The sequence below is a fragment of the Sutterella parvirubra YIT 11816 genome, from assembly GCF_000250875.1.
Taxonomy (GTDB): domain Bacteria; phylum Pseudomonadota; class Gammaproteobacteria; order Burkholderiales; family Burkholderiaceae_F; genus Sutterella; species Sutterella parvirubra.
The window spans coordinates 1-5749 of sequence record NZ_JH604982.1; the positions used below are offsets into that span (position 1 = coordinate 1).

Consider the following 5749-nt stretch of genomic DNA (forward strand, 5'->3'; position numbering starts at 1 on the left):
CGAACCTCTTCCGTGAAGAGGTTCCCTAACAGGGTACGCCCCGATGTTTCGCAAACTTCACTTCAAATTCCGCGGGTTGCCCACGCCGATGGCGGGGCTCGCGCTGGGCGTGGCCAGCCTCGGCTGGTGCATGGAAAACGCGCTGCCGCTCCATGGCTTCGGGCAGCTGACCGGCGCCGTCATCGCATCCTGCCTCCTGATGCTTCTCGTCGTGCGCTTTGCGTTTCATGCGGACACGCTCGTCAACGACCTCCGCCACCCCGTCGCCGGGAGCATCGTTCCCACCTTCGCGATGGCCGTGATGGTGATCTCCCGCGCGCTTCACGACTTCGTGCCGAACTTCTCGGTCGTGCTCTGGTGCCTCGCGGTCGCGGCGCACTTGGTTGCGCTCGTCGCCTTCATCATCTACCGCTCCCGCGAAGCCGTCATGGGGAACATGGTCCCCTCGTGGTTCATTCCGCCCGTCGGCATCATCGTCGCCGACGTGAGCTTCCCCGGGACGCCCGCGCTCGAATGGCTCGCCGACGGCCTTCTCGTCATCGGCATGAGCGCCTACGCGGTCATGCTCCCGATGATGATCTACCGCTTCATCTTCCACCCGGAAGTCCCCAATGCCGCCAAACCCACGATCGCGATCATGGCCGCGCCCGCGTCGCTCTCCTTGGCCGGGTACCTCACGGTGGTCGAGGAACCGTCGCTTCTTCTCGTCGCGATTCTTCTGGGGATCGCGCTCCTGATGACGCTCGCCATCTACTTCTGCTTCTGGAAGCTCCTGCGTCTTCAGTTCTCGCCCGGCTACGCCGCCTTCACCTTCCCGATGGCGATCGGCGCGACGGCGCTCTACAAGGTTTCTAATCTCGTCAACTCCATCCCCGGGGGTCAGGAATACGCGATGCAGCTCCGCATCATGGCGCACGTCGAACTCATCATCGCCGCTTTGGTGATCAGCTACGTCTTCGTCCTCTACATGAAGAACCTGAAGGTCTTCATGTCGGTGGAGATGCCGGCGAGAACGGTCAGCCAGCAGCCGCAGCCGTAAGAGGCCGCTGAAGGGCGGAAGCCCCTCAAAGACTACCCCATACGACAAGGCCGTCGGATTCGCTCCGGCGGCCTTGGTGTTTTGGGAGTTTGGGAGTGCCCGTCCGTCAGAACGTGAACTGCAGCGTCTCGTACTCGGGGAACGCAGCCCCGGGCTTCAATTCCGCGCGGATCCCGCCCTTCAGCTCATCCCCGCCGCGGATCACTTCGCCGGCGTCGACGTGCGCCAGCTGCCAGCGGGCGACGTTCGCGAGGAAACCGCGCACGGTCTCGGACCCCTGCGCGCATTCGAGCACTTCGCACTCCGGCAGTCCGAAGGCGGCGAGCCCCGCGGTGTAGCCGCAGGTCGCGCCTTCTTCGCTCCTGCGCCACGTCCCGAACGCCACGAGATTCATGACGGGAACGGCCTCGGGGTCGACCAAAAGCGCCGCACCGTTCCTGTAGCCCTCGGGCGTGAAGAGCATCGTCGCGGCGTCGACCGCCAAAACGCCGGGCGAGAGCGTGAGGCTCGCGACCGCGCGGACGAGGTTGCGGGCGTTTTCCAGAATTCCCGCCGTTTCCGCGATCGCCGCCACGACCAGGTGCGCGCGGTGCGCGAGCGCGGCCTCGGTCGCGCCCTCCCAGTCCGGGTTGTTCTTCGCGTGGGCTTCCGCCATGCGCTCCGGAATCTCGCAGGGGTTCATCCCGACCACGATGATCGAGCCCATCGCGCGGAAGGCCAAAGGTTCGCCCGGGTTCGAAGGAATGCCCTCGACCTTGACGCCCCAGTCGTCCTCAAAGTCCGCGGCGAACGCGGCCGGATCCCAGTGCGGGGCGGCCAGAAGCACCGAGGCGGTGAGGGTCTTGGGGTTCGCTTCTTCCGCGGGGCTCTGTGCAACCTGGGCGGCCTGAGCGGCGTGGGTCTGGTCGGTCATGGTCAAACGTTCCTCTCTCAAAATGGCTAACCGCTTCGGAGGCGCTTGGAGCTGCGGGCCCCATGCGCCTCACGCAGGCGGCTTTCGTTGGGGTGGCATTCTACATGCCGCCCCTATAATGAGCGCCTCCACGAAAACCGACACCGCATTCTCATGACCCGACACTACGGCGCCCTCCTCACCATCGTCTCCATTGCGCTTTGGGCGATGGGCCTCCGGACGATCTCGCCGCTTCTCGAATCCTCCGGCCTCATGAACGCCGCGCTCCCCGCGGGGCTGGGCGTGCTTGCCGCCCTCGGCCTTCTTCTTCGCGGCCGCCTGATTCCCCGCGCCGACGCGGCGCCGAGCCTCCTTCAGAAGCGCTTCAACGCGAACGTCGCGGTCTCGCTTCTCGCGGCGCTTCTCATGCTCTACGTCGACGCCTACGCGATGGACGGCGGGCTCCTGCGCGGGGTCGCGAACGTCTTCGGGCTCGCGGCCTTCGGTGAGCGCTACCAGCTCGCCGTGTCGACGGGCTGCGCCCTCGGGGTCGTCCACCCGATCCTCTTACCTCGTCGCCGCCTTCCCGCGCCTCTTCGGGCCCAAGGCCTGAGAAAGTCTGAACTGGCCTGAAGAGGCCTGAAGAGCGCCCCGCACCGAATCCAACTCTCTTTGAAGGAGCCTCCCGGCTCCCACGTGAAGTCCCATGACCGACACCGCCAAGACGTCCAAGTCCCCGGTTCTGATGCCCGAACCCCAGCACACGATGTTGGGGCAGGCGACGACCTACCACGACACCTACGACGCGACGCTTCTCACCCCGATTCCCCGCAAGTTCGGCCGCGACGCGATCGGCCGCCACGACTTCCAAGGGCACGACTACTGGCACCTCTTCGAGGTGACCTGGCTCTCGCCCAACGGCCTCCCCCAGGTGGCGGCGGGGCTCATGACGGTGCCGGCGACGACCGAATGCATCGTCGAATCGAAGTCGCTGAAGCTCTACGTCGGGAGCTTCACGCAGTCGGTCTTCCCCTCGAAGGAAGCCGTCGAAGCCCGCATGACCGAAGACCTCGTGAAGCTCTTGGGTGAAGGCGTCCGGATGGAGCTCACGCTGCTTTCCGACTGGCAGGGGGACGCCATGCTCCCGACGCCGCTCCCTGGGATCCGTCTTGAAGCGCTCCCCGAGATGAAGGATGCGACCTTCGACGCCTTTGAGGTCGACCCGAACCTTCTGGCGGTCGCGGAGGACGCGGGCGGTGAAATCGTCGAAGAAGTCTTCTCGACGGAACTCTTCCGCTCCTGCTGCCCCGTCACGGGCCAGCCCGACCACGCCGGGGTGGTGATCCGCATGAAGGGCCCGAAGGCGGACCGCGCGGGGTTGCTCAAGTACCTCGTCTCCTACCGCTGCCACCGGGGCTTCCACGAGCAGTGCGTCGAGCAGATCTTCACGGACCTCTCGAACGTCTTCTCGCCCGAAATCCTTGAAGTCCACGCGCTCTTCACGCGCCGCGGCGGGATCGACATCTCGCCCTTCCGCTCGAACGTGCGGTCGACCCCGGACACCGTGCTGCGCTCGCCGAGGCAGTAAGAACAACAGGAGCCGGGGCCGACCGCCCCGGCACCTCCGGCTTCCGAAATGCACTGAGGGGCGGCCCCGCAAAGGTCCGCCCCTCAGCTTCTGACCGGTTCCGTCCCGTCCGGACCGAATGCATCCGTCCCGGCCGGGTTCAAGCCCTCACTTCAGCACCGCGCCCGACATCCCCGAGGAGACGAGCTTGGCGTAGCGGGCGAGCACCCCGGTCTTGATCTTGGGCTCGGGCTTCACCCAACGGGCGCGGCGGGCGGCCATGTCGTCCTCCGTCACCGCTACCGTCAAGGCGTTCCCCGGGATGTCGACCGTGATCATGTCGCCCTCTTCGACGAACGCGATCGGCCCGCCGTCGGCGGCTTCCGGCGAGACGTGCCCGATCGCGGCCCCGCGGGTCGCGCCCGAGAAGCGCCCGTCGGTGATGAGGGCGACGGTGTCCCCGAGCCCCGCCCCGACGATCGCAGCGGTGGGGTTCAACATCTCCCTCATCCCGGGACCGCCCTTCGGGCCTTCGTACCGGATCACCACGACGTCGCCCGAGCGGATCTTCCCGCCGTGGATCGCCGCGATCGCGGCCTCTTCGTCGTCGAAGACGCGCGCGGGGCCGGTGTGGACCATCATCTTGGGGTCGACGGCGCTGCGTTTGACCACCGCGCCTTCCGGCGCCAAATTCCCCTTCAGCACCGCGATGCCGCCCTCTTTCCCCCAGGGATTCTCAAGCGGACGGATCGTTTCGCGGTCGGTGACGACCGCGCCCCGCGCGATCTCGCCGATCGTGCGGCCCGAGACGGTCTTCGCGTCTTCGTGAAGGACGCCCAAAGGAAGAAGCGTCCCCAACACCCCCGGAATCCCGCCCGCGCGGTCGAGGTCCTCGATGTAGGCTTCGCCGGCGGGCGCGAGATGGCAGAGGTTCGGGGTCTTTTTGGAAATCTCGTTCGCCACCGTGAGGTCCAGCTCGATCCCGCACTCGTGCGCGATCGCCGGGAGGTGGAGCATCGAATTGGTCGAGCACCCCAGCGCCATGTCGACCGCGAGCGCGTTCTCGAAGGCTTCGCGGGTCATGAGGTCGCGCGGGCGGACGTTTTCGCGCACGAGGTCCATCACGCGCATGCCGGAGTCCTTCGCCAAACGCAGACGCGCCGACATCACCGCCGGGATCGTGCCGTTCCCGGGGAGCGCCATCCCGAGGACTTCGGTCAAGCAGTTCATCGAGTTCGCGGTGAACATCCCGGAGCAGGACCCGCAGGACGGGCAGCACTTGTCTTCGATCTCCATGAAGATCGTCTTCGTGATCCGCCCGGCGTGGAAGGCCCCGACGGCTTCCGCCACGTCGGAGTAGGAAAGCCTCCGCCCGCTCGTCATGCGGCCGGCGAGCATCGCGCCCGCGGAAATCACGATCGTCGGGACGTTGAGGCGCCCCGCCGCCATCAGAAGGCCCGGCACGTTCTTGTCGCAGGCGGCGACCAAAACGAGACCGTCGAACGGATGCGCCGTCGCCATCGTCTCCACGCTGTCGGCGATCAACTCACGCGAGACGAGCGAATACTTCATCCCGACGTGCCCCATCGCGAGGCCGTCGCAGACGGCGATCGCGGGGAAGACGATCGGCGTGCCGCCGCCCATGGCGACCCCGGTCTTCACGGCCTCGGTGATCTTGTCCAAGAACATGTGCCCCGGGACTATGTCGTTTTGGGACGAGACGATCCCGATCAGCGGGCGCGCAATTTCAGCATCGGAGAGCCCGAGGGCCTTCAGAATCGCGCGCTGCGGCGCGGCGGCGGGTCCTTGTGTCAGTCGATCGCTTCGCATGGGTATCGTCCTTTTCCTTGGTTTTGCTGAGGGGAAAAACCGCGCGCGGGAGCCTGGGGTTCAATCCCTTCCGGAGGCCTCCCGGCGCGCGGGCATCTCTTCACGATACCGGGCCGCCCGGGTCTTCGCCTCAGGCCTTTGCCATAGGACAAACGCCCGAGGCGGCTTTCAACCGACGCCTCCAGACGGTCTTCGAAGGGCCGCGGCGACCGAAGCGCCGGAGCCGCACCGCAGCCGCACCGAAGCCCTGAAGCCCCGAGGTCCACCGCGCCCTCTCTGTTAAACTCACCGGCATCACGAATCTTTCCAAGGAACCCGCCGTGACCACGGTTCATGCGGCGCGCCCCCGCGGGGCCGCGCCCTCCGTTCATTCCGTCCAGTCCCTCCGCCCGACGGGCCCGCGCCTGCCGGCCGCCGCCCG

5 protein-coding genes are annotated in these 5749 nt (G+C 66.7%); 3 read left to right on the top strand and 2 right to left on the bottom strand.

Features of this window, described 5'->3' with window-relative positions; all coding sequences use genetic code 11:
- Window positions 1-43: 43 nt before the first annotated feature.
- Window positions 44-1039, top strand: a complete 996-nt coding sequence (locus tag HMPREF9440_RS06245) for a TDT family transporter (RefSeq protein ID WP_008542566.1) — start codon at window positions 44-46, stop codon at window positions 1037-1039.
- Window positions 1040-1145: 106 nt separating this feature from the next.
- Here HMPREF9440_RS06245 and HMPREF9440_RS06250 read toward each other — a convergent pair whose 3' ends face one another.
- On the bottom strand, window positions 1146-1952 hold the full coding sequence (locus HMPREF9440_RS06250; RefSeq protein WP_008542567.1) for a hypothetical protein: 807 nt from the start codon (window positions 1950-1952) through the stop codon (window positions 1146-1148).
- A gap of 153 nt (window positions 1953-2105) precedes the next feature.
- On the opposite strand from HMPREF9440_RS06250, the gene HMPREF9440_RS06255 reads away from it, so the two are divergent.
- Window positions 2106-2564, top strand: coding sequence for a hypothetical protein (locus HMPREF9440_RS06255; protein WP_008542568.1), 459 nt, complete (start codon window positions 2106-2108; stop codon window positions 2562-2564).
- Window positions 2565-2637: 73 nt separating this feature from the next.
- Entirely contained in the window at window positions 2638-3519 is an 882-nt protein-coding gene (locus tag HMPREF9440_RS06260; RefSeq protein WP_008542569.1) for a queuine synthase, read from the top strand.
- A gap of 147 nt (window positions 3520-3666) precedes the next feature.
- On the opposite strand, the gene ilvD is transcribed toward HMPREF9440_RS06260, so the two are convergent.
- Window positions 3667-5328, bottom strand: coding sequence for a dihydroxy-acid dehydratase (gene ilvD / locus HMPREF9440_RS06265; RefSeq protein WP_008542570.1), 1662 nt, complete (start codon window positions 5326-5328; stop codon window positions 3667-3669).
- Window positions 5329-5749 lie beyond the last annotated feature (421 nt).